Origin of the sequence: Actinophytocola sp. (genome assembly GCF_050699935.1) — a bacterium.
In the GTDB taxonomy this organism is placed as follows: domain Bacteria; phylum Actinomycetota; class Actinomycetes; order Mycobacteriales; family Pseudonocardiaceae; genus Actinophytocola.
This window is the reverse complement of record NZ_JBOHGB010000139.1, coordinates 1-19,341: the sequence shown is the minus strand read 5'-3', so window position 1 is coordinate 19,341 and position 19,341 is coordinate 1. Positions and strand designations below refer to the sequence as shown.

The 19,341-nt window shown below is 70.4% G+C and carries 21 protein-coding genes and 1 pseudogene; 12 read left to right on the top strand and 10 right to left on the bottom strand.

The features are described 5' to 3' along the window. Both ACRDTB_RS30635 and ACRDTB_RS30630 read left to right on the top strand, forming a co-directional pair. Positions 1-2,273: pseudogene (locus ACRDTB_RS30635) on the top strand (hypothetical protein); the annotation flags it as partial. Between the two features lie 41 nt (positions 2,274-2,314). Then, positions 2,315-3,088: a hypothetical protein gene (locus ACRDTB_RS30630; protein WP_431435666.1), complete on the top strand. Its 774-nt coding sequence runs from the start codon at positions 2,315-2,317 to the stop codon at positions 3,086-3,088. Here ACRDTB_RS30630 and ACRDTB_RS30625 read toward each other — a convergent pair. Together ACRDTB_RS30625 and ACRDTB_RS30620 are read right to left on the bottom strand one after the other, a co-directional pair. Next, positions 3,073-4,230, bottom strand: coding sequence for a class I SAM-dependent RNA methyltransferase (locus ACRDTB_RS30625; RefSeq protein WP_431435665.1), 1,158 nt, complete (start codon positions 4,228-4,230; stop codon positions 3,073-3,075). The genes ACRDTB_RS30630 and ACRDTB_RS30625 overlap by 16 nt on opposite strands. Further along, positions 4,227-6,227 carry an APC family permease gene (locus tag ACRDTB_RS30620; RefSeq protein ID WP_431435664.1) on the bottom strand — a complete coding sequence of 667 codons (2,001 nt, stop codon included), beginning with the start codon at positions 6,225-6,227 and terminating at the stop codon, positions 4,227-4,229. The genes ACRDTB_RS30625 and ACRDTB_RS30620 overlap by 4 nt, the downstream gene beginning before the upstream one ends. A 107-nt stretch (positions 6,228-6,334) precedes the next feature. On the opposite strand from ACRDTB_RS30620, the gene ACRDTB_RS30615 reads away from it, so the two are divergent. Then, positions 6,335-7,000 (top strand): potassium channel family protein, encoded by a 666-nt coding sequence (locus ACRDTB_RS30615; protein WP_431435663.1) that lies wholly within the window; start codon positions 6,335-6,337, stop codon positions 6,998-7,000. After that, positions 7,000-7,656, top strand: coding sequence for a potassium channel family protein (locus ACRDTB_RS30610; RefSeq protein WP_431435662.1), 657 nt, complete (start codon positions 7,000-7,002; stop codon positions 7,654-7,656). Before ACRDTB_RS30615 ends, ACRDTB_RS30610 begins: the two co-directional genes overlap by 1 nt. Here ACRDTB_RS30610 and ACRDTB_RS30605 read toward each other — a convergent pair. The 4 genes from ACRDTB_RS30605 to ACRDTB_RS30590 all read right to left on the bottom strand — a co-directional run bounded on the left by ACRDTB_RS30605 (position 7,634) and on the right by ACRDTB_RS30590 (position 9,930). After that, entirely contained in the window at positions 7,634-7,831 is a 198-nt protein-coding gene (locus tag ACRDTB_RS30605; protein WP_431435661.1) for a DUF397 domain-containing protein, read from the bottom strand. The genes ACRDTB_RS30610 and ACRDTB_RS30605 overlap by 23 nt on opposite strands. Then, positions 7,779-8,681, bottom strand: a complete 903-nt coding sequence (locus ACRDTB_RS30600) for a helix-turn-helix domain-containing protein (RefSeq protein ID WP_431435660.1) — start codon at positions 8,679-8,681, stop codon at positions 7,779-7,781. The genes ACRDTB_RS30605 and ACRDTB_RS30600 overlap by 53 nt, the downstream gene beginning before the upstream one ends. Positions 8,682-8,770: 89 nt before the next feature. Beyond that, entirely contained in the window at positions 8,771-9,532 is a 762-nt protein-coding gene (locus ACRDTB_RS30595) for a DUF3159 domain-containing protein (RefSeq protein ID WP_431435658.1), read from the bottom strand. Next, the gene (locus ACRDTB_RS30590; protein WP_431435657.1) at positions 9,529-9,930 is read right to left on the bottom strand and encodes an OB-fold nucleic acid binding domain-containing protein; all 402 of its coding nucleotides are present in this window, start codon (positions 9,928-9,930) and stop codon (positions 9,529-9,531) included. The genes ACRDTB_RS30595 and ACRDTB_RS30590 overlap by 4 nt, the downstream gene beginning before the upstream one ends. 193 nt (positions 9,931-10,123) lie before the next feature. Between ACRDTB_RS30590 and ACRDTB_RS30585 the strand changes: the two genes are divergently transcribed. After that, positions 10,124-10,774 (top strand): alpha/beta fold hydrolase, encoded by a 651-nt coding sequence (locus tag ACRDTB_RS30585; protein ID WP_431435656.1) that lies wholly within the window; start codon positions 10,124-10,126, stop codon positions 10,772-10,774. A gap of 34 nt (positions 10,775-10,808) precedes the next feature. Here the strand turns inward: ACRDTB_RS30585 and ACRDTB_RS30580 are convergent, their stop codons facing one another. After that, positions 10,809-11,465 (bottom strand): DUF3710 domain-containing protein, encoded by a 657-nt coding sequence (locus ACRDTB_RS30580; protein ID WP_431435655.1) that lies wholly within the window; start codon positions 11,463-11,465, stop codon positions 10,809-10,811. Further along, complete coding sequence (gene dut / locus ACRDTB_RS30575; protein WP_431435654.1) at positions 11,465-11,941, bottom strand: dUTP diphosphatase; 477 nt, start codon at positions 11,939-11,941, stop codon at positions 11,465-11,467. Before dut ends, ACRDTB_RS30580 begins: the two co-directional genes overlap by 1 nt. Positions 11,942-11,965: 24 nt before the next feature. Here dut and ACRDTB_RS30570 point away from each other — a divergent pair, with 24 nt between their 5' ends. Then, positions 11,966-12,433, top strand: a complete 468-nt coding sequence (locus tag ACRDTB_RS30570; RefSeq protein WP_431435653.1) for a DUF3093 domain-containing protein — start codon at positions 11,966-11,968, stop codon at positions 12,431-12,433. 15 nt (positions 12,434-12,448) lie between these two features. Here ACRDTB_RS30570 and ACRDTB_RS30565 read toward each other — a convergent pair whose 3' ends face one another. Beyond that, positions 12,449-12,757 carry a DUF4193 domain-containing protein gene (locus ACRDTB_RS30565; protein WP_431435652.1) on the bottom strand — a complete coding sequence of 103 codons (309 nt, stop codon included), beginning with the start codon at positions 12,755-12,757 and terminating at the stop codon, positions 12,449-12,451. Between the two features lie 446 nt (positions 12,758-13,203). Here ACRDTB_RS30565 and cei point away from each other — a divergent pair, with 446 nt between their 5' ends. Then, complete coding sequence (gene cei / locus ACRDTB_RS30560) at positions 13,204-13,920, top strand: envelope integrity protein Cei (RefSeq protein WP_431435651.1); 717 nt, start codon at positions 13,204-13,206, stop codon at positions 13,918-13,920. Positions 13,921-13,926: 6 nt separating this feature from the next. Here the strand turns inward: cei and ACRDTB_RS30555 are convergent, their stop codons facing one another. Continuing rightward, positions 13,927-14,709 (bottom strand): inositol monophosphatase family protein, encoded by a 783-nt coding sequence (locus ACRDTB_RS30555; protein WP_431435649.1) that lies wholly within the window; start codon positions 14,707-14,709, stop codon positions 13,927-13,929. Between the two features lie 74 nt (positions 14,710-14,783). Between ACRDTB_RS30555 and ppgK the strand changes: the two genes are divergently transcribed. From ppgK to ACRDTB_RS30530, 5 genes are all read left to right on the top strand, one after another. After that, complete coding sequence (gene ppgK / locus ACRDTB_RS30550) at positions 14,784-15,545, top strand: polyphosphate--glucose phosphotransferase (protein ID WP_431435648.1); 762 nt, start codon at positions 14,784-14,786, stop codon at positions 15,543-15,545. A gap of 152 nt (positions 15,546-15,697) precedes the next feature. Beyond that, positions 15,698-17,068, top strand: a complete 1,371-nt coding sequence (locus ACRDTB_RS30545; RefSeq protein ID WP_431435647.1) for an RNA polymerase sigma factor — start codon at positions 15,698-15,700, stop codon at positions 17,066-17,068. A gap of 94 nt (positions 17,069-17,162) precedes the next feature. After that, positions 17,163-18,056, top strand: coding sequence for a tyrosine-type recombinase/integrase (locus ACRDTB_RS30540; RefSeq protein ID WP_431435646.1), 894 nt, complete (start codon positions 17,163-17,165; stop codon positions 18,054-18,056). 640 nt (positions 18,057-18,696) lie between these two features. Next, a complete protein-coding gene (locus ACRDTB_RS30535) occupies positions 18,697-19,026 on the top strand; it encodes a hypothetical protein (RefSeq protein WP_431435645.1) in 330 nt (109 codons plus the stop codon). Continuing rightward, positions 19,023-19,341: hypothetical protein (locus tag ACRDTB_RS30530; protein ID WP_431435644.1), on the top strand; the 319-nt coding region annotated here is incomplete at its 3' end. The genes ACRDTB_RS30535 and ACRDTB_RS30530, both read left to right, overlap by 4 nt.

Below are 19,341 nucleotides of genomic sequence, written 5' to 3'. Positions count from 1 at the left end.
CGGGCGCCCGGCCCTCCCCAGGCGCCTTCCCCGGCACGTCACCGGACTCCGGCGGCGCACGTCCAGGCGCGTTCCCCGGCACCTCACCCGACTCCGGCGGCGCCCGCCCGGGCGCCTTCCCCGGCACCTCACCCGACTCCCCCGGCGCCCGCCCGGGCGCCACACCCGACCCGCGGGGCGCTACCCCGGACGCCGGCGGCGCCTACCCACGCGCCTTCCCGGGCACCTCGCCGGAACCCACCAACGCTCGCCCGGGCGCCTTCCCAGGTACGTCATCGGACTCCGGCGGCGCCCGCCCGGGCGGGTTCCCGGGCACCTCACCCGACACCACCAACGCCTACCCGCGAGCCTTCCCGGGTGCGGGGCCCGAATCCCCAGGCGCCACGCCGGGCACCTCACCCGCGCCCGGCAACGGGCGCCCAGGAGCCTTCCCGGGCATTCCTCACGACACCGCGGCCGACATCACGGCCGCGCACTCAGTGCCAGGCGGCTCACCCGACATCACCGACGCCTACCCGACGTCCGCCTTCCCGAGTGCCGCACTTGATCCACCCGGCGCCCGCCCAGGCGGCCCCACCAACGGGCACCCGCGCGACCCGGCCAACGGCTACCCGAGCGCCTACCCAGGCTCCGCACCCGATTCACCGGGCGTCCGCCCAGGCGCCTCCGGCAACGGCCACCCGGGCGCCGGACCCGCCTCCCCAGCCGCCTCGTCCGGCCCGGGCAACGGTCGTCCAGGCGCCTTCCCCGGTACCCCTCCCGACTCGATCAGCGGCAATCCGCCGGGCGCGTTCCCCGGAGCATCGCCGGAGTCGACGAGCGCGCGTCCACCGTTCCCCGGTGCCGCACCGAACCCTGGACCGGGCGCTTCGGCCGGAGGGTTACCGCCGGCCCTGCGCGCCGCATTCCCAGGATCTCCGCCGAACGCGGCCGGCCCCCGCTCGACGCCGCAGCCGCCACCCGCCGACCCGAACCGTTCGCCGGTCAACGGCGCGGGCCCCGCGAACGGCCACTCGAACGGCGCCTACCCGACCGATGCCCGCCCGGGACACCCGCCCAATGCGACCGGAGCCCGCAACGCGCCGAACGCGACCGGCACGCGGAACCCCGCCATCGACCCGAGCGACGCCTACCCGCCCAACGCGACCGGCACGCGGATCCCCGCCGCCGCACCGGGCGAGGCCTACCCCGGCTCGATCGTCCCCCGACCCGGCGACGCCCTCCCCGCGATCGGCCCCGCGACCGGTGCCGCGTCGAACGGGTTCCCCGGCGCCCCGCACAACGGCCTCGCCGGCGCCGCACGGGCCGATGCGTTCCCCGGCTTCTCGCCCGCGAGCCGAATCGTCGCGCCCGGCGCCCACCCCGCCGACCCGAGCCAGGGCGGCCAGTTCCCAGGGACCGGCCTGGACGTCACCCGCCCGGCCTCGGCCAACCCCACGCTCCCGGCCGGCGGCCGTCCGATGGCGTCGCCGGGCGGCTTTCCGCCGGCCCCGGCTGAGCCGATCGGCTTACCCCGGGCGGTGGGACTTCCACCGGCGGCACCGATGGGCACGGCCGGCCCGCGTCCCGGCGAACCGCCCGGCGTGGCCGGCGAACTCATGCACACCGTCCTCATCGGACTGCCCATCGGCGGGTACCTGCCCCTGTGGCACAACGACTCCGTCAGCTACTGGCGCATGGCCGACCCCACCGGGATCCGCGGCCGGATCGGCATCGGGCTCGAGTCGCGGACCGAGATCGACAACCGGCGGTTCCGCGAGGCAGCGCTGTTCGCGCCGGATCGCAACACGCTGTTCCTGATGGACCGCTACCGCAACAAGAGCGGCAACCTCGGCGGCGCGAGCACGCAGCTGATCCCGGCCAGCGAGACGGAGGCCTACCGCGCGGCGGATGACAAGGCGATGTCCGACTTCTACAGCTGGATCGGCGACATCGTGGTCGCGGCGGGCCAACGCGGCGAGTACGTCGCGATCGAGACCGGCGGGTGGCACGTGCCGGTGACGCCCGTCGTGCTGATCATGCTGCGCACCGACGGGCGCGATTGGCATTCGGTCGTCGAGACCTCGCCGGTGCCGCTCGGGGCGCCGGTGTGGCGAGACCAACAACCGGTTGACGGCGACACCCAGTTACTGGCCTCACCCGCCACGGACCGGACGATCCGCGCCGCCGGCCTCCTGACCAGGTTCGCCGTCGCCACGTGGCCGATGCACCCGTTCCAGCTCGGACTGTCGTTCGGTCCTAACCCGACGCTGGGTGATGGAACGACCCGGTAAGGTCATGCTCCCCAAGCGTGAACAGAGGGTGGGTTGGTGCGTTGACCGAGCCGCAGCCTGTCATGGAGCAGGCCGAGCAGGACCAGTTGACCCGGCAGGTGGGCCGTGCATTGCTGCAAGTGGCGGGGGACGGCTGGAAGCAGGTGCGTGCCGAGTACCGGTCGGCGGGTCGGCACATCGAGGTGGACGTCTTCGTGACCGGGCCGGACGGTTCGCCGCGACCGGTGCCGCCGCCACGGGAAGTTGTTGAGGGGCTGGGAAAGCTGCGGCAGGGCATGTACCGGCCCGGACGTGGGACGTGGCTGTCGGCGGTGTACGTGCTGGACCCGCCGAGCAGTTTCAGCGCGGAGTTCGAGCCGGACGTGGAGCCGCCATGGCGCCGGGTGCCGCCGCCGATCGGGTTCGCGGACGAGCTCAGGTTCTTTCCACGCGCGGACGAGCACATCCCGGACTGGCTACGGCAACGAGCCGGCAGGCGCCCACCCGGTGAGCCGACGCCGCCCGGCGGGACACCGGGACAGCCCGGCGCTCCGCCCGGCCACCACAATCCTGGGCAGCCCAGCCAGCCGACTCCGCCCGGCGGGGCGCAGCGACCCGGGTTCCCGCCACCGGGACCGCCCCAAGGGCCACCACAGAGACCACCCCAAGGGCCACCACAGGGACCGCCCCAAGGGCCACCACAGGGACCGCCGCCAGGACCGCATCAGCAGCCGGGCCCGGTGCCGCCGCCCGGCAGTGGGCCGATGCCGTTCCGGCGGCCGGGTCGCGGCCCCGGACGGCGTCCGTTCGGGCAGGCGAGTCAGCCGGCCTGGTGACGCGACAGCAGGGCTATGCATTCCAGGTGGTGCGTCATCGGGAAGGCGTCGAAGGCTCGTAGCCGGCTCAGGGCGTAGCCGTGGGTCTTGAAAGTGGCCACGTCCCTCGCCAGGGCGGCCGGGTCGCATGCCACGTAGATCACCTGGGCCGGCGCCCGGGCGGCTATCGCCTCGACGACCTTGCGGCCGGCGCCCGTTCTCGGTGGGTCCAAGACCACTACCGACGGCTCGCGACCCACCCCGGCCTTCAGCACCGCCTCCACCCGGCCTTCGAACACGCGCACCTGCGGGAGATCGGCCAGGTTGTCGGCCGCCGCCAGTGCCGTCGACCGTGCCGACTCGACCGCGATGATCTCGCCCGCTCCGCCGACCGCCTCCGCCAGGACCGCGGCGAACAGGCCCACGCCGCAGTACAGGTCCCACGCCGCATCCCCAGGCTCCAGGCTCGCCCACGACGCCACCACCTCCGCATAGGCATCGGCCGCGTCGGGGTGTGCCTGCCAGAAGCCGTCTGCGGGTACGCGCCACTCGCGGCGTGCCGCCGTCTCCACGGCCGTGGACGGGCCGATGTGGGTGACGGCCGACGCGTCGACGGCCACCGAGACCGACGAGTTCGGGGGCCACACCCGGCCGACCACCTGGTCGACCGTTCCGGGCGCCGCGATGGGACACCCGTCGATGGGGATCACCTCGTGGCTGCGGTGCGCGCGGAAGCCCGGCCGACCCTCCGGGGACACCGCCAGCCGCGCCCGGGTGCGCCAGCCCAGCGGTCCGCCGGGAAGCTCCTCCACCGCCACGTCCACGGTCTCCCCGGCCAGGCGGGACATCTGCTCGGCCACGACGGCGGCCTTCAGCGAGCGCTGCCTCGCCGGCGCCGCATGCTGGAAGTCGCAACCGCCGCATCCGCCCGGTCTAGCCACCGGGCAGGGTGGCGTGACCCGATCAGACGACGCCGAAAGGACGGAAATCGCGTCAGCACGGCAAAAGGAGCCGCCGCGGTCCTCGGTGACCGAGACGACGACCTCCTCGCCGGGCAGCGCGTGCCGGACGAACACCACCCGGCCCTCGTGGCGTGCGACGCAATGGCCGCCGTGTGCGATCGGGCCGACCACGACGGTGAAGCGCCGGCCCGCCCAGCTCACCTTTTGTCCTCTTCGGACAGTCCACGGCGGACCGCGCCCGGGGCGGCCTCGTCGCGGTCGCGCACCCGCTCCGACGATGCCAGCTGCCACGGCACGCTCGTGACCATCACGCCGGGCTGGAACAGCAGGCGACCCTTGAGCCGCAGCGCGCTCTGGTTGTGCAGCAGCTGCTCCCACCACCGGCCGACGACGTACTCCGGGATGTAGACCGTGACCACGTCGCGCGGGCTGTCCGTGCGCACCCGCTTCACGTAGTCCAGCACCGGCTTGGTGATCTCCCGGTACGGCGACTCGATCACCTTCAGCGGCACCGAGAAGTCCTCGTGCTCCCACGACGCCACCAGCGCCCGCGTGTCCGCGTCGTCCACGTTCACGGTCACGGCCTCGATCACGTCCGGGCGCGTCGCCCGCGCGTACGCGAGCGCCCGGCGCGTCGGCAGGTGCAGCTTGGACACCAGCACGATCACGTGGTTGCGGGACGGCAACGTGGACGTCGGCGTGTTGAGCTCCATCTCCCGCAGCTCCGCCGCCACCCGGTCGTAGTGCCGCCGGATCGCGGTCATCAGCGCGTAGATCGCGGCCATCGCCGCGAGCGAGATCCACGCACCCTGGGTGAACTTGGTGACCAGCACGACGACGAGCACGACCGCCGTCATCGAGAAGCCGAACGCGTTGATCACCTGAGAGCGGCGCATCCGCGCGCGGGCCGCCGGATCGGTTTCGGTGCGCAGCAACCGGTTCCAGTGCCGCACCATGCCGCTCTGGCTGATCACGAACGACATGAACACGCCGACGATGTAGAGCTGGATGAGCCGGGTGACCTCCGCGTCGAACGCGACCACCAGGATGATCGCGAACCCGGACAGGAACAGGATCCCGTTCGAGAACGCCAACCGATCGCCGCGGGTGTGCAGCTGGCGCGGGAGGTAGCGCTCCTGGGCCAGGATCGAGCCGAGCACCGGGAAGCCGTTGAACGCGGTGTTGGCGGCGAGTATGAGGATGAGCCCGGTGAAGAAGATGACATACCACGCCGCGGGTTCGAACCCGGAGAAGACGCCGTTGGCGAGCTGGGCGATCAGCGTCTTCTGCTCGTAGCCCTCCGGCGCGTCGACCAGCTGGGTCTCCGGGTGCTCGGCGACCTTGGCGCCGGTGATCATGGCCAGCAGGAGCAGGCCGAGGAACATGGTGATCGCCAGGACGCCCATCATCAGCAGCGTGTTCGCCGCGTTGCGGCCCTTCGGCTTGCGGAAGGCGGGGACGCCGTTGCAGATCGCCTCCACACCGGTCAGGGCCGCGCTGCCGGACGAGAACGCCCGCAGGATCAGGAACGCGAAGCCGAACCCGACCAGATGCTCGTCCTCGCCGACCAACTCGAACCCGGCGCTCTCCGCCTGAGGGGCGTCGCCGGCCAGGACCCGGATCACGCCGGTGACGATCATCAGCAGGACGCCGCCGACGAACGCGTACGACGGGATCGCGAACGCGGTGCCGGACTCCCGCACGCCCCGCAGGTTCATCGCGGTGAGGATGACGATCGCGCCGACCGCGAACTCCACCTTGTAGCTCGCCACGAACGGAACGGCCGAGCCGATGTTGGCCGCCGCGGACGCGATCGACACGGCGACCGTCAGCACGTAGTCCACGAGCAGCGCGCTCGCGACGACCTTGCCCCATCTCGGGCCGTGGTTCGTGGTGGCGACCTCGTAGTCGCCGCCCCCGGAGGTGTAGACGCGGACGTTCTGCCGGTAGGAGGCGACGACGGCGACCATGACCAGGGCCACGAACAGGCCGATCCACGGGCTGTACACGTACGCCGAGGCCCCGGCGATGGACAGCATGACGAGGATTTCCTCGGGCGCGTAGGCCACGCTGGACATCGGGTCGGAGGCGAACACCGGCAGGGCGATGCGCTTGGGCAGAAGCGTGTGGCTCAGCCGGTCGGTCCGAAAGGGCCGGCCGACCAGCACACGCTTCGTGACGGCTGCGAGCTTGGGCACGAGTGAAGAGGGTATGCGGTCGCGTCACCGGAACGGAGTAGCGACCGGGTAGGTTCATCCTGACACCCACCCTACGTGGGGAGAACGATTTCGGAGGAGGCCTGGTCTTGCACGTCGTGATCATGGGTTGTGGTCGCGTTGGGGCGTCGCTCTCGGCCGCGCTCGAGCGCCTCGGCCACACGGTCGCCGTGATCGACAAGGACCCGCAGGCCTTCCGCAGACTCAGCACCGGTTTCCACGGCCAGCAGGTCGTCGGCGTCGGGTTCGACCGGAAGGTGCTGGTCGAGGCCGGTATCGAGCGGGCCGACGCGCTCGCCGCCGTCTCCAGCGGCGACAACTCCAACATCATCGCCGCGCGCGTGGCCCGCGAGACCTTCGGTGTCGAGCACGTCGTCGCGCGGATCTACGACGCCAAGCGGGCCGAGGTCTACGAGCGGCTCGGCATCCCCACCGTGGCCACGGTGCCCTGGACGACCGACCGGCTCATGCGCACGCTGCTGCCAGACGGCCTCGCGTCCGCATGGCGGGATCCGACCGGGAAGGTCGCGATCGTCCAGCTCCCGCTCCACGAGGGGTGGGTCGGCCACACCGTCGCCGAGCTGGAACAGGTCACCAACGCGCGCGTCGCCTTCATCATGCGGTTCGGCACCGGGGTGCTGCCGAACACGAAGACCGTCGTGCAGGCCGACGACCAGGTGTACGTCTCCGCCCTGTCCGGCACGATCAGTGATGTCAGCAATGCCGCAAGTCAACCGCCCGAGGAGTCGTCCTGATGCGCGTCGCGATCGCCGGTGCTGGCGCCGTCGGCCGGTCCATCGCCGCAGAGCTGATCGCCGGCGAGCACAAGGTGATGCTCATCGAGCGACAGCAGGCGCAGTTCGAGCCGCACACCGTCGAGCAGGCCGAGTGGGTGCTCGCCGACGCCTGCGAGCTCTCCTCGCTCGAGGACGCCGGCATGCAGCTCTGCGACGTGGTCATCGCGGCCACCGGTGACGACAAGGTCAACCTCGTCGTCGCGCTGCTCGCGAAGACCGTGTTCGCCGTGCGCCGCGTCGTGGCGCGCGTGAACGACCCCGCCAACGAGTGGCTGTTCACCGAGGCCTGGGGCGTCGACGTCGCCGTGTCCACGCCACGCATGCTCGCCGCGATGGTCGAGGAGGCCGTCTCCGTCGGCGACCTCGTCCGGTTGCTGACGCTGCGCCAGGGGCAGGCCAACCTCGTCGAGCTCACGCTGCCCGAGGACACCCCGCTCGCCGGCCGCGCCGTGCGCGACGTGGTGCTCCCCCGCGACGCCGCGCTGGTGACGATCCTGCGCGGCGGGCGGGTGATCGTGCCGCAGTCCGACGACCCGCTCGAGGCCGGCGACGAGCTGCTGTTCGTCGCCGCGGCGGACGTGGAGAACGAGATCAGGCAGGCGCTCGGCTACTGACCCAGGCGACCAGACCCGTCAGGCCGGCCCGATCGACCAGGAGCATCGGGCCGTCCGCGTTCTTGGAGTCGCGAACGGCCCCTGCCTCGCTCGGCCAGGCCAACTCGACGCAGTCGTTCGGGTTACTCCAAGAACTCTTCCTCCAGCTCAAAGATTGCGGCTGGGCGGTGCGCATGGTGTTCCTCTCCCAGCTCGGTTGCCACATCGGCAAGCCAGCTGCGGGACCGGTCCTCATCCAGCGCAACCTTACCCAGCACCGCGATGTTGCGGCGGTAGGAGTCAATCGTGTCCGTGCGCTCCAAGAACAGCACAGATGTGAGATTTTCTATGTGCAGCACCGGGTTGATCTCAGTGAACTCCATGAGCTTGAACGCCTGCTGGCCAGCGTGGAAGCCGACCTGCTCGGGGACCACGCGGACCTCGACGTACGGCCGCACAGACATCCGCAGCAGATAGTGGACCTGGTCGGACATGATCTCCCGACCCGCCCCGGTGCGCCGGATGGCGTACTCATCGATGAAGAACTTGAAGTGCGCCGGGTACTGCCGGTCGAAGATCCGTTGGCGTTGCTGTCGCGCCAGCACCCGATCGTTGATCTCCGCCTCGGGAATCATCGGGTTGGCATTGAAAAGCGCCTTCGCGTAGTCGGGTGTCTGCAGCAGACCCGGAATGTACAACGTGTCGAAGCTGGTGATCGCTAACGCGGAGTCTTCGTGGTCGCTGAGGGTGCGGAGTTCCGGGGGCAGGCGGTCACCGAAGTCCTGCCACCAGCCGCGTTCGGTGGCGTGCCGCGCCATCTCCAGCAACTCCTGGCGTTTCGGGCCGACGATGCGGCCGACGGCGAGCACCGCGGACACGTCCTCGGGGCTCGCGCAGCGCTTCCCGGAGATCATCCGGCTCACCTTGCTGGGAGACCACGCGAGCAGGTTCGCGAGGTCGCTCTGGTTCAGGCCGGCGGTCCCGATGGCGCGCAGCAGCGCCAGTCCCAGTTCACGGGACCGCACGGTGGGCTCGTGGTCGTACATATGTCCAACCTACGTGAGATCCCGCAGAGTCCCGCAGTCTACGGGGTAGGTTCACTCGAACGTATGTGCATTGCCCGAGGGGCAAGAGGTCAGGCGCTCTCGCCGCTGTACTTCGCCCGGAGGCGCCGTTCGATGGCGCGCTCCTCGTCCGCGGCCGCCTTCTCCAGGTCACGCTGCCGGTGGCCCGCGGTGCGCACCGCCCAGATGGTCACGACCAGGGCGACCGCGGTGAGCGGGTAACCCATGGCGAGGCGGGCGAAGGCGAGCCAGCCGGTCTGGTCCTCGTCGTAGAGCCAGCTCTGCACGGTGAAGCGGGCGGCGAAGACGGCGACCCAGGTGAGCGTGGCGAGGGAGTACGCGCGGAGCGCCTTGCCGTCCTTGCGCCACGACGTGCCGTGGCCGTCGAGGAACGTCCAGATGACGCCCACGAGCGGCCAGCGCACCAGCACCGACACCAGGAACAGGCTGCCGTAGACGAGGCTCGCCCAGATGCCGAACAGGAAGAAGCCCTTGGCGTCGCCGGTCTTGTAGGCGATGAACGCCGCGATGGCGACGCCGAAGAACCCGGACACGGCCGGCTGCAGGGGCTCCTTGCGCACGACCCGGAACACCGTGATCGCCACAGCGACACCCACGGCGCTCCAGATCGCCGGCATGAGGTCGAAGAGCGCGTTGACCGTGATGAACACGAGCACGGGGACCGTCGAGTAGATCAGGCCGGTGATGCCGCCCATCTGCTCGAGCAGCGTCTGCTGTTTGTCTTCCAGCTCGGCCTTGCCGTCTGTCGTGCTCTCGGTCGTGCTCTCGGTCTCGCTCTTGCTCTCGTCGGTCCCGGTGTTCTCTCGCGTCATGTGGCCGTCTGCAGCTCGTAGTAGGGGTTGTAGAGCACCTTCTGCCCGTCCCGCATCGCGATCCGGCCCTGTGCCTTGATCGTCCGGCCGGGCTCGATGCCCGGGATACGCCGACGACCGAGCCAGACTAGTGTCACGCCCTCGGTCCCGTCGAACAGCTCGGCCTCCAGGGTAGCCACCGCGTCCCGGGGGCTCAGCTCCACGGTGCGCAGGCGGCCGAGGACGGTGACCTCCTCGCCGGACCGGCAGTCGCACGCCTTGCGCGCGTTCTCGGCCTCCACGTGTTCGGACAGATCATCGGCATCGAGCTCGTCGATGTCGGTGGTCAGCCGTTTGACCAGGCGGCGTAGTGATCCCTTACCACGCGGACCCTGCCCACCACGGGCTTCGATGCCCATACTGACGCTCCAGTTGCTGGGGGTCGGCCCCGACGCCCGACCCTGTACAAATCCAGCGTAACCACGAGATGTGGGGCTGGTGTGGAGGAAAAGTCACGTGACGGTTGCCGGATATCGATTCGCCGAGGACTGGGATCCCCGGACGGCGATTATGCTGCCCGGTACCGGGTCCGACGACAGATTCGTCAGATCTGTGTTCGAGATCCCCATGGCCGCGGCGGGCATCACGGTCGTCACCCCCGCGCCCGTGCCCGGACCGTCACTCGCTGACGCCGCACTGGCCGCGCTGTCGTCGTCCTCCGGTTCGGTCGTGGTCGGCGGCATCTCGTTCGGCGCTCATCTGGCGGCGGAGTGGGCGGTCGCGAACCCGTCACGGTGCGTGGGGCTGGTGCTCGCTTTGCCGGCGTGGCACGGGGAGCCCGGTACCGCGCCCGCCTCGCGGTCGGCGCTGCTGTCGGCGGCCGCGGTCCGGTCTTCGGGCGTGGCCGGGGCGCTGTCGGGGTCGGAGCTGCCGCGGTGGCTCGCGGACGAGCTGGCGCGGGCCTGGCACGGCTACGGCGATGGGCTGGCGGAGTCGCTGGAGGTGGCGGCGGCGCGGCCGGCGCCGACGCTGGCTGAGCTGGCGACGCTGGACGTCCCCGTGGGCATCGCGGCGTGTGCGGACGACCCCGTGCACCCGGCGTCGGTGGCGGACGAGTGGGCCACGGCGCTGCCGTGCGCGTCGGTGTGCCGGACGCGGCTGTCGATCATGGGCGTGGACCGGGAGGCACTGGGACGAGCCGCGGTGCTGGCGTTCCTGCGTGCGGCCGGCGGAACGCCTGGAAGGACGCCTTGCAGGCGTTGAGCGCCCTGAAGGACGCCTTGCGGGCATTGGCAGCTCAGGCGGGGCCGTCCTCCTGCGCCTGCTGGATGTGCTCCGCGATGGCCGGTGGGAGCTCGATCGGCAGCGGGGTGCGTACCGGCATGGGTTGCGTGCCGCGGACCACGATCGTGCCGCGGACGAGCTCGTAGAGTGCCGCCGCGCTGTTGTCCAGGCGATCGGGCGGGCCCGCGACCACGCCACGCAGCATCCACCTCGGCCCGTCGACGCCGACGAAGCGCAGCGACATGTCGCCCAGCGCGGCCAGGAGCTCCAGACCCCACTCGCCGGTGGTGGAGCGGACCGTCGCGCCGTCCGCGCGCAGTTGCTCGGCCAGCTCCGTGCTCACCTCGCGCCACAGCCCGCCGGAGCGCGGCGCCGCGTACGCCGTGACGGTCAGCTGCCCCACGGGGAGGACCACGTGCACGGCCTTCACCGGGCCGGCCGGGTCCATCTCGACCTGTAGCTGCGCGCCCTCCGGGACCGGCAGGCGAACCGAGCCGAGGTCGATCCGGTTGAGGCCGTCCTCGGGGGCGTCCTCCTCGTCCCACGGGCCGGCGCCGTCGAAGAGGTCGCCGCCGATCACCTCGTACTCGTCGTCGTCCTCGTAGGACTCGGCGTCCTCGAAATCCTCGTCGGCGTCGTCTTGCCGGCGACGCCGCCCAAACAGTCCCACTACTCCTCCGCCCCGGTCACGCGGGCCAACATCGAGTGCCCACCGGTGGATCCGTGGCCGCCGGCACCGCGCTGCGACTCGGGCAGCTCGTCGACCTCCCGGAACACCGCGTGCTCGACGCGCTGCACCACCAGTTGCGCGATCCGGTCGCCCCGGCGCAGCTCGATCGCGTTCCGCGGGTCGTGGTTGACCAAGCAGATCTTGATCTCGCCACGATAGCCGGAGTCGACGGTGCCCGGCGTGTTCACCACGCTCAGCCCGACCCGTGCGGCGAGGCCGGAACGCGGGTGGACGAACGCGGCGTACCCGTCGGGCAGGGCGATCGCGACACCGGTGCCGACGACCGTTCGCTCTCCCGGCGGGATCACGGCGTCCACCGTCGTCACGAGATCGGCACCGGCATCGCCCGGCCGCGCGTACGACGGTACGGGTACTCCCGGATCGAGCCGGGTGAGCAAGACCTCCACGCTGGGCACGACCGGCGAGACTACTCTGGGTCCGTGACCGACACTCAGGCCAGTACCGGCACGCGGTACCGGGAGCGGCTGTATGTCAGCTGGTACTGGTGGCCGCTTCCGCTGCTCGCGGCCGGGCTGCTCGCGGCGGAGGTTCACCTCGGCTATCCCGGTGTGCGGGCATGGCTGCCGTACGTCGTGCTGCTGCCGTTGACGGCGCTGCTGATCTGGCGTGCCGGGTCGACGAGCGTGCGCGTCCAGGACGGCGACCTGTGGGTCGGCAAGGCCCACCTGCCACTGCGTTACGTCGGCGAGATACAGGTCGTGTCCGCCAAGGACAAGCGCAAGGCGCTCGGTCCACACCTGGACCCGGCCGCCTACGTGCTGCATCGGGGGTGGATCGGCCCGGTGGTGCGGTTGCGGCAGACCGACCCCGGGGATCCGACCCCCTACTGGGTTTTCAGCACCCGGCACCCCGACCGGTTGGTCGAGGCGCTGCGCGCGGGCGACTGAGTCCGACCGGTCGGGTCAGGCACAGTCGCGGCAGATGTACTGGCCCTTGCTCTCCTCGGCGAGCCGGCTGCGGTGATGCACGAGGAAGCACTTCGAGCAGGTGAACTCGTCCGCCTGCTTGGGCACCACACGGACCGTCAGGTCCTCGCCGGAGAGGCCGGAGAGGTCCGCACCGGGCAGCTCGAAGCTCTCGGCGGTCTCGGACTCGTCGACGTCGACGACCCCGGACTGGTTCTCGTTGCGACGAGCCTTGAGCTCCTCGAGCGAGTCCTCCGCGAGGTCGTCGGCCTCGCTGCGGCGTGGCGCATCGTAATCGGTGGCCATGGTCTAGCACCCCCACTTCAGAATGTGTGTGCCGCTGGTCAACGTTCCGGGGCCGCAGTTTGTGCCCGCCAGCTGAAGTGACGCGGGTCTCGCGGTCAGACCCGGCCGAAATCGATTGCTTGGAACGTTCTCCGACTGGAGCCCGGAGAGGGTAGCCCATGAATCGCTGCTCTTCCAGCACGTCACTCTTTCGGGTGTGTCCGGCGAAGGTCGCGGTGGGCCCCTTGCCGACATGCTCGGTCCGTGGTGCGATGATCGCCAGAGGTGTCACAGAACGCGTTCGGGCCATTGCGTTAGGCGATCGTTTTCCAGGCATGACTCAATCTCGACACGATGCGCCTACAGGTCGCGCCCCGTCCGGCCGAAGAACACTGAAACGCATAGGCTGATCAGCAACGAAAGACAGGGTGTCCAGGGGATCTGGGACCTGAGGGAGGCGGGCCGAGGTGGCGTCCGGCAACGGGTGGCGGAACAACGGGCCACAGCGCTATCGGAAGCGGCGCCCCCTGCCCGCGTTGATCTTGATCGTCATCCTCGGCGTCGCGGCGACCATCGTGTGGTTGCGCGTGATGGACACCGATGCCGGGTCGAAGAGCGCCACCAACTGCGACCCGCCCGCGCCCCGGCCGACCACCTCGGCGCCCGCGAACGGCAAGCCGGCCGCGCCGACGCCCACGCTCGGGCAGGCCCTGGAGAACGACTCTCTCGACCGGACGACTCCCCTGCCGCCGGGTCAGGCGCTCGTGCGCGTGCTGAACGCGGGCACGAAGAGGGGCGGCGCGCGGATCGTCACGGAGAACCTGCGTCAGCTCGGGTTCACTCAGGTGGCGGAGCCGGAGAACGACCCGCTCTACGCCGACACGATGACCTGCCGCGCGCAGATCCGCTTCGGCCCGCAGGGCACGCCGGCCGCGCGAACGCTGTCGCTCATCGAGCCGTGCGCCGAGCTGATCCGTGACGACCGCAAGGACGCGACCGTCGACCTGGCGATCGGCAAGATGTTCGACGACCTGCGTCCGAACTCGCAGAGCGAGACGGTTATCGAGCAGCTGAGCGACTGGGCGGCCGCGCATCCGAAGGCCAAGGGCGGCCTGCAGGCCAGCGGCCCCCAGCCCAAGATCGACGCGAAGCTGCTGGCCGAATCCCGCAAGGTCACCTGCTGACCCGCGTCAGATGGTGGCCAGGCCGGTTTCTGTCAGGGCCGTGGTGAGTTCGGCGGCGATGCCTGGGGTGGCGACGAACGTCAGGTCGTCGTCGGAGGTCGGGAGGCGGACCACCGCGCCCGCCTCCTCCGCGATCAGCGCGCCGCCGGCCCAGTCCCAGCGGTTCAGGCCGTGCTCGAAGTAGCCGTCCAGCCAGCCGGCGGCCACCGCGCACAGGTCCAGCGACGCGGCGCCCGCCCGGCGGATGTCGCGCACCCGGCCCAGCAGACCGGCGATGCCGGCCGCCTGCCGTGTGCGGCGCTCCGCCCGGTAGGCGAAGCCCGTGGCCACCAGCGACACCTCGAGCCGGGTCGCCGACGACACGCGCAGCGGGTGCCCGTCGAGGAACGCGCCACCACCGCGGGACGCGGTCCACTTGCGGCCCGACGACGGCTCGACGACCGCCGCGGCGACCGACACGCCGTCCACCTGCGCCGCCAGCGACACCGCGTACCAGGGGAAGCCGTACAGGTAGTTGACCGTGCCGTCGATCGGGTCGACCACCCAGCACACGCCGTCACCGGGCTCGCCCGACCCACCCGACTCCTCGCCCAGCACGGGCTCGCCGGGCCGCAGCGCGGCCAGCCTCGTGCGCACCATCGTCTCCACCGCGAGGTCCCCCGCGGTGACCACGTCCGTCTCGCTGCTCTTCGTGCCGACGTCGTGGATCGCGGCCTCGCGGGTCGTCCGCGCGAGCACCGCCGCCTCGATGGCCACATCGGTCGCGACTTGAAGAAGCTCTGCACCCACGAGACCTATCCGACCACACCCGGCTAATCTCCGAAGAACAGCGAGCTGAATCGAGTACGAAGGGATCCGTGGGGATGGGCACAACCCTCGGCTTCGGCGTGGACATCGGTGGATCTGGCATCAAGGGATGCACGGTCGACCTCGACGCCGGGAAGCTGCACGACGAACGGATCCGCATCGCCACTCCGGACCCGTCCAAGCCGGATGCGGTCGCGGACGTGGTCAAGCAGATCGTGGACGAGTTCGGCTGGCGGGGCCCGGTCGGCATCACGCTCCCGGCGGTGATCAAGCGGGGGGTGGCGCACACGGCGGCCAACATCGACAAGTCCTGGCTCGGCACCGACGCGGCCGCGCTGTTCGCCGACCGGCTCCGGCAGGACCCGAAGAACGTCGTCGTGCTCAACGACGCGGACGCGGCCGGCATCGCGGAGATCTCCTACGGCTGGCCGCACGACCGCGAGGGCGTGGTCGTGCTGCTGACGTTCGGCACCGGCATCGGCAGCGCGCTGTTCCTCGACGGGCGGCTCGTGCCCAACACCGAGTTCGGCCACCTCGAGGTTGACGGCCACGACGCGGAGACCCGCGCGGCGGCGTCGGTCAAGGAGGACAAGGACCTGTCCTGGGCGGAGTGGGCCGGGCGGGTGAGCCGGTACATCCGCGGGCTCGAGGACCTGATCTGGCCGGATCTCATCATCGCTGGTGGCGGGGTCAGCAAGAAGGCCGACAAGTGGTTGCCGCTGCTGGAGGTCCGCACCCGGGTGGTGGCGGCCGAACTACGCAACGACGCCGGCATCGTCGGCGCCGCGGTGGCCGTCCGGGAGAACCTGCACGGCTGAGCCCTGACTCGATCTTCGCCGGGTTCGCATCCGATGCGGAGTATCGTCGTTACAATGGAACACAGCCTGCGGTTCACGGCCGACGGGCTTCCCCGAATTCCGGCAGGCCAGGTTTCTGGCCGTCCGTGATCGATAGCAGCGAAAGGGCGTACGTGGCAGCCGCACGATCCGCAACCCGACGCTCCACCGCCTCGGCGAGCGCCGCGAAGTCGGTAAACGCTCAGCCGGAAACCGACGAGTCGACTGAGAAGCCCACGTTGAAGACCGCGACCAAGAAGGCGCCCGCCGCGAAGCCGCGAGCGCCGCGCAAGTCGACGAAGACCGGCGCCAAGAAGACCGGCACCACCAAGACGAAGGCGGCGGAGGCCAACAAGAAGGCCGACTCGGCCACCGGCGAGCCGACCGAGGGCGACGAGCCCGAGCTCGAGTCCCCGAACCTCGAGGATCTCGAGGACGTCGAGATCGACGTCGTCGACGACACCGTCGAGGAGGAGGCCGCCGAGAAGGACGGCGCGAAGGACGCCAAGGACGGCGACTTCGTCTGGGACGAGGAGGAGTCCGAGGCGCTCCGGCAGGCGCGCAAGGACGCCGAGCTCACCGCGTCGGCGGACTCCGTGCGGGCCTACCTCAAGCAGATCGGCAAGGTCGCGCTGCTCAACGCCGAGGAGGAGGTCGAGCTCGCCAAGCGGATCGAGGCCGGCCTGTACGCGGCGGAGCGGGTGCGCAAGGCCGAGGACGAGCAGTCGGAGAAGCTCGTCCCGCAACTGCGCCGCGACCTGCGCTGGATCGTGCGCGACGGTGAGCGGGCCAAGAACCACCTGCTCGAGGCGAACCTGCGGCTCGTGGTGTCGCTGGCCAAGCGCTACACCGGCCGCGGCATGGCGTTCCTGGACCTGATCCAGGAGGGCAACCTCGGCCTGATCCGCGCGGTCGAGAAGTTCGACTACACCAAGGGCTACAAGTTCTCCACGTACGCGACGTGGTGGATCCGGCAGGCGATCACCCGGGCCATGGCCGACCAGGCGCGGACCATCCGCATCCCGGTCCACATGGTCGAGGTGATCAACAAGCTCGGCCGTATACAGCGTGAGCTGCTCCAGGACCTCGGCCGCGAGCCGACGCCGGAGGAGCTGGCGAAGGAAATGGACATCACCCCGGAGAAGGTGCTGGAGATCCAGCAGTACGCCCGGGAGCCCATCTCGCTCGACCAGACCATCGGCGACGAGGGCGACAGCCAGCTCGGCGACTTCATCGAGGACTCCGAGGCGGTCGTCGCCGTCGACGCGGTGTCCTTCACGCTCCTGCAGGACCAGCTGCAGTCGGTGCTGGCGACGCTGTCCGAGCGGGAGGCGGGCGTCGTGCGGCTGCGCTTCGGCCTCACGGACGGCCAGCCGCGCACGCTGGACGAGATCGGCCAGGTGTACGGCGTCACGCGCGAGCGCATTCGCCAGATCGAGTCGAAGACCATGTCGAAGCTGCGCCACCCGTCGCGGTCGCAGGTTCTGCGCGACTACCTCGAATGACGGGCTCTGTGGAATTGGCTCGCTGACCTGCGAAAAAGTGGGTCAGCGAGCCACACACTAGACACGCATGCCGCTCTCAGTCAAGATATCGGTCATGGCGAGTCTGGACCTGACCACACTGCTCGACTCCTGGACCCTGCACCTGCGCGCCGAACGCAAGTCCCCGGAGACGCTCAAGTCCTACACCGAGGGCGTCCGGCAGTTCCTCGCCTGGACCGACCGCGAGGACACTCCCCCGGTCCTCAACCGCGCCACCGTCAACGGGTTCGTCGCCGCGCTGCTCGAGGCCGGCGCCGAGGCGTCCACCGCCCGCGCCCGCCAGCTGTCCTTGCGTCGGTTCTCCGCGTGGCTGGCCGAGGAGGAGGAGATCCCCCGGGACGAGCTGCTCGGGCTGCGACCACCCAAGCTGGACCAGCAGGTCGTGGAGCGGCTCTCCGATGACCAGTGCCGCGCCCTGATCGCGGCCTGCCGGGGCAAGGAGTTCCGCGACCGCCGGGACGAGGCGCTCTGCAGGTTCATGCTGGAGGCCATCGTGCGGGCCGGCGAGGTGGTCGGCATGACCACCGGCGACGTCGACCTGACCGCCGGCTCCGCGGTCATCCGCAAGGGCAAGGGCGGCAAGGGCAGGAGGGTGCCGTTCGGGCCGCAGACTGGCCGCGCCATCGACCGGTACCTGCGGCTGCGGCGTACCCACCGGTTGGCGGACACACCGCCGCTGTGGCTCGGGGACCGGGGTAAGGGCTTCACCTACAGCGCGCTGTACCTGACGTTGAAGTACCGGGCTGAACTGGCCGGCATCGAGAACTTCCACCCGCACCTGACGCGGCACACCGCGGCGCAACGCTGGTTGGACGCCGAGGGCTCCGAGGGCTCCCTGATGGCCATCGCGGGCTGGACCCGCCGCGACATGCTCGACAGGTACACGCGGGCGACAGCGGCGCAACGGGCGGCCGAGGAGGCACGCCGGTTGAACCTGGGCGACCTCTGAAACACGCCGGGCGTGTTGCCCCGTGGGCATGAGCGGCGTGCTATAGCATGGTTTCGCTGGGCACTGCTGTGCCCACCTAACTGAACATTGAGCCACTAGCCTGCCCTTAAAGCTAGAAACCTGGGGTATGGAGCGCCGATCTGAGCCACGCATGAGGGCCCGCGCGCGTTGAACTCCCCTTGTCCCTCGTGCAAGGGGGCAGGCGAACGGAAAGTCACCACCGTCGAGATACGAGCAGGCTCATCCTGCGGGATGTAGAAACCCTGGCTGGTCGGACGCGGTGGAGTGGAAGTACAGACCCCGACACCGAGTAGCACGCATTCCCAAGATGGGAGTGGTGCGCGCTCGGTGTTCTTGCATTTGCAGGGGGTCGAGATGGTTCAGGCCACCGAGCAGTACGGCATGCTTGACGCCGGACTGGCCTGCATGCATGATGACGATGTTCATCCTGGCCCCCGACTGGTCAAGTCCAGTCTGCGGGGCCTTTCTCATGCCCCGACCCCGCTTCTAGGGCTCGGGGCTTTCGCATATCCCCCCATGTGCAGCGAGGCCCTGGAGGCTGAGCAGGCGTTGGCGCGCCACGCTCAGCCGTAAGCCCAGGGCCCCGCCGTGCCGAACTCTCCAGAACGGCGGTCCCATTGTGGCCCTAACCCCCGAGCAGCGCAGCCAACGCGCCAGACTCGCCGCACTCACCAGATGGGCGAAGGAGAACCCCGCGGCCACCGCGGCACGCGGCCAGGCCGGGCTGCTGGCCCGGTTCGAACGCGAAGTCGATCCCAACAACGAACTCGCCCCCGCCGAGCGGACTCGCCGAGCCGAGTGTGCCCGCAAGGCGCACATGGCGCGGCTGGCGCTCAAGTCGTCCCGGGCCCGCGCGAAGGGGTCCGAGCTAGTCCGTACCCCTGACGGTTCCCGGACCCGGGAAGCCTCGATCCGCGCCCGCTTCGCCAAGATCGAGGGGGCGGCATGAAAGGCAGAAGCCGCCCTGAGGCGGCTCCCGGGTCTGGCGGACCAGTTGGCATCCTACAGGGTCTCCCCGACTGTTCCTGCCCGAAAGCCCGCGCGTGGGACTTCCTGTGCCAGTCGACACACGTCCTGGACCTGCTGACCGAACTCGACGAGTGGCTACGGCTCAAGACCACCAGCGAGACATCCAGTCAGCTGTCCGCGGCCGGCAACTGGCGACCCGGCCTGACCTACGCCGAGTTGCGGGAGCGTCGCCGGCTCACCTCGGTGCATCCGTGCGGCCGGTGCGGTGTCCAGGTCGAGCTTTCTCACCCGCTGG